General features: G+C 56.9%; 1 protein-coding gene and 1 pseudogene. One reads left to right on the top strand and one right to left on the bottom strand.

Annotated features, from left to right (window positions below):
• Positions 1-676 (top strand): annotated as a pseudogene (locus VGE80_RS10175) (hypothetical protein); the annotation flags it as partial.
• A 917-nt stretch (positions 677-1,593) separates the two neighbouring features.
• Here VGE80_RS10175 and VGE80_RS10170 read toward each other — a convergent pair.
• The coding region (locus VGE80_RS10170; RefSeq protein WP_440592585.1) for a PA14 domain-containing protein at positions 1,594-3,847 on the bottom strand (2,254 nt) is incomplete at its 5' end.

The following is a 3,847-nucleotide window of genomic DNA, read 5'->3' as shown; positions in this document are numbered from 1 at the left end:
CTACGACGAGCGTTTTTCGGCCCGGGACAAATCCCTGATGATGTTCTACAAGCGTCTGAGGGAAATTGATGTTCCTGAAATGATGGCCAGTATTCTGGTCCAGACGCCGGGCAAGCCCTGGAAGTATTATCGTGATATGACTCGCCAGCTCTGGGACGAGGCACGCCACGCGATGCTGGGGGAAGTTGGCTTTGTGCACCTGGGGATTGACTGGTCGCAAATTCCGATCAACTTCACCTGGTCACGAAACCTGAATACGCAGCTCAAGCCCTGGGAACGCCACGCCGTCCTGTTCTTCATCGAGCAGGGACTGATGCCCCGTACGGGCAAACGCTACGAATGGGAAGTGGGACTGGCTTCAGGCGTTCCGCTGGCGGGACTGTTCCAGGACTTCGACTGGGCCGACGAAGTCCTGCATGCCCAGATTGGGCGTGAGTGGTATGTCAAAGAGTTTGGTAACCTGAACGAGGCCATGTCGTATGGGGACCGTTGCTGGTCTCAGGTTCTGAGTCACTGGCGCAACTATCTCGAAGAAGGCCTGACACAGCACCGAAACTGGTGGCCGGACGTCTATCGCGCTGCGTGCGAACACTGGGGCGTCACCCCCGACCCTGAGGCACTCGCCTTCAACACCACCTACGAAACGACGCGCGCTGACCTGCAGGAGATCCACTGACGATCGCATGTCGAGAGAAAGTGATTCAGCCAGACTTGCCGTTCACTCAACAGCGGGCCGCCGCTCTGTCGGGCTCAGGAACGGCAGGCATGAGATACGCCGCAGGGATGAAATACACCGCATGAGTGAGCACCGAAGGGGGAGCGCTCAGTCGCTCCACGCAAGAAGTCGCATCGGTGGTCAGATGTTGGACCGCATTGCATTCCCCCCCCACACCGCAGGTCTACATGTCTGCCCATCGGTCGTCAGTGATGATTGCGGTGAGCCGAAAGAATCCAACAGATCTGAAGGTTCTAATGGATGCCCCTCGGCGGTGCTCTTTTTGTGCGGATCTGCCTTCTGGCTGAGCAATCTACGATGAGCTTCGTGAAATTGAATCTCTTTCAAAACTCATTTTCTGCATGACATTCGCCTGGAATCCATTTTATTTGCGAGCCGTCACGTTGCGGCACGCCCCTTGCTTTCATTTCTCTTCGTCAACAAGACTTTGACTTCGACTGCTGCAAGGATGCAGATATTGAACATGTTTCGCAGTCGGTTCCACCAAGGGTAAGTCGGCTGGAAGTGTAGCCGGAACTGGTCTGATGGCCAGAGCCGGGCGAGCGCCTATGCTTTCAGCCGACTCCTCTTTTTGGAAACGACTGCGAAACTTTTTTGACAGGACAATCCATCGCCGTTTGCTGATGTGGATTACCTGGAAGTCTCTCGCCCTCTGCGTTACGCCCCCCGGCATCCGTCAACGACTTCGGCTGACGTCTAGGGACCAGCAACGAACGACAAATTCTGGCTCACGCACCTAGGCCTCGAACCGATCAGCGTGAGACAATGTCCCCTTCGTTCGCCGTCCCTTCCGCCCTGAAATGACAAAGTGAGCGAGCGCTTTGTCGCTGCATTCGTGTCGGCTTCACGACCATCGCTCACCAGACATAGTGAACGGCGATTCGGGCAGAACTGTTCTTCAATTGAACGGGAATCAACAGTTCCTGCTGCTCACCCGATTTACGGACGAGCGGCTGAACGGTCTGCGGATCTTCGACCTCGATCTTCCAAACCCCTTCGATCTGATAGAGACCGGTTCGTTCCGTAGTAATCGACTTCCCCGAGGCTGCTCGAAACCAGAGACGTGAGGGTTGATCCACCCGGTCCGGCGCATTTTCAAAAACCAGGCTTCTCTTCAGCGAGGGATACTGCCCTTCTCTGGCCACAGGTAGCGGCGTGTCGCTGATGGTCAGTCCATTCCACGAATAGCGAAACGTAGGTCGCTTGGAATCGTCCAGACGGTATCCAAGAAAATTGAACCCCCGATCGCGGGCTGGTGTCGCGGGAAATTCCTGATCGAGCGCGTCGAGAATAGCGAGTGGACTCTGCTGCGGCAGGAAGAGGACATCGTCTCCCAAGGGGTCGGCAAACCCCTGCCCTCGCCCGGTCCAATGTTTGGAAGCGTCGATGAACGCCCCATGCCAGATCACCGCCAGACGCATTTCATTGGCGTCGAACGCGAGGTTGACTCCTTCGGGGTATCCGACACCGATCCCTCGGCTGCCCGCTCCTTCGATGAAGTTTCGGTATAGAATCGGCTCGTTGGTCGGCTTCAGTTCAATAGGTTCCCGGACAAGTCCTGCGGGGACTGCGGCCTTCTCGGCATCGGACAGATAGAGCCAGACGGCCTGCACCTGAAGATTGACGTCGGCATTGAGGACATTCCGGACGGTCGTCTGTCCGAACGGCCACGGAGCGGGCATGCGTGTTCCACGTCGATAGGCCTGGGGATCCAGTACGTATCTGTAGAACCATTCCGGTCGCAATCGTTTATGCATCGAGGTCAGATTTATGGCGCGGACGCCCGTCGAAGGATGCGGACCGAAGTCGTGACACTTGATGCAGGACAGAGATTGCCCCCCCACCATCAATCGCCCGTGTGCCTTCACGCGATAGTCCGGCTCAGGAAAGTCGGCCGGTGGCAACGGATCAGGCTGCTGGTCAAGTTTGAGGAACTGGTTCACCAGGGGTTCCACATTCGCTGCTCCGTAGCGAGGCATGCGGGTGACCAGGTATTCCTTGCGGTCATTGCTGCTGTGATGCAGGATCTGCCGCAGCCAGTCTGCCCGCAATTTGTCACCGACTCCCGTCAGCGTGGGAGGAAGGCGACCTTCGTCTCCCATTTCCCGCTGCCGCGACTCGAACGCCCCGTCGCGTTCGGCTTCGGCTCCCCCCAGACCATTGCGCTGATGGCAGGCGTAACAGTTCAAAGTCGTCAGCGTACGATGTACGCCTTCCGCGAGCGTTTCCTCGAACGGAACCTTCAGCGCCAGATGCAGGGCCGCTCGCTGGGCCGCATTCAGCCCGTACCGGGGATGGTTGCCGGAAACGTGTTCGGCAAGACAGCCTGAATCAGGTCGTACCTCAACCAGTGGCTTGGCTTGGAGTGATGACGCGATTCGTTGACCATCCACATTCATGACATGACACGAAGCACATCCCATGCTGGCAAAAAGCTCTTTTCCTTTGGCGACCAGTTCAGGAACAATCACGAACGAGGGCTGTTCGTCGGTGGGAGGTTTCGGTTTGGCATCGAGCGACAGCAAACCGCTGAGCGGTTGCTGGGGCAATCCAGGCCCCTTGATCTGCACTTCCAGCGTCGCTTCGCCTCCCCCCTGGAAATACTCGACAACCACCTGATGCTGGCCAGCTCCCAGGACTTTTCGACCCTGCACCGTCTGATGGGGATGTATGCCGTCACAGTCCAGGACGACGTCGTGATCAATGACGAGCCTGCTGCCATCATCCGATCCCAGCCAGAACTGGTATTCACCTTCTTTTTGAACGTTAAGAATTGCGGTGAATTGGATGGCGTAGTCGTTTGCACGCCCGGAGACTGACAAATCAAAACCAAAGCACTCACCATCCCCCACCGGTTTCAACTCACGGAAGTCGGGTAGTTTCTCCCAACTTCCGTGAAACAACAGATACTTCGACGTCGGGCTCAGGTTCCTATCCTGGACGAAGTAATGAGCCAGACTCGCTGCTTCTTCGTCGTTCAATCCCAGCGAAGGCATTCTTCCCGAAGGGCGGGACTTGAGTGGATCCTTGAGGAACGACATCAGACCGGATGTCGTGTACTTCTTTTCCAGATCAGGCAGGGGTACCGACGTTGCAAGCGGCCGCAGATCC

The organism is Schlesneria sp., assembly GCF_036405755.1.
GTDB lineage: Bacteria > Planctomycetota > Planctomycetia > Planctomycetales > Planctomycetaceae > Schlesneria > Schlesneria sphaerica.
The sequence above is the reverse complement of the archived record's forward strand: the minus strand, read 5'-3'. Positions and strand labels throughout refer to the sequence as shown.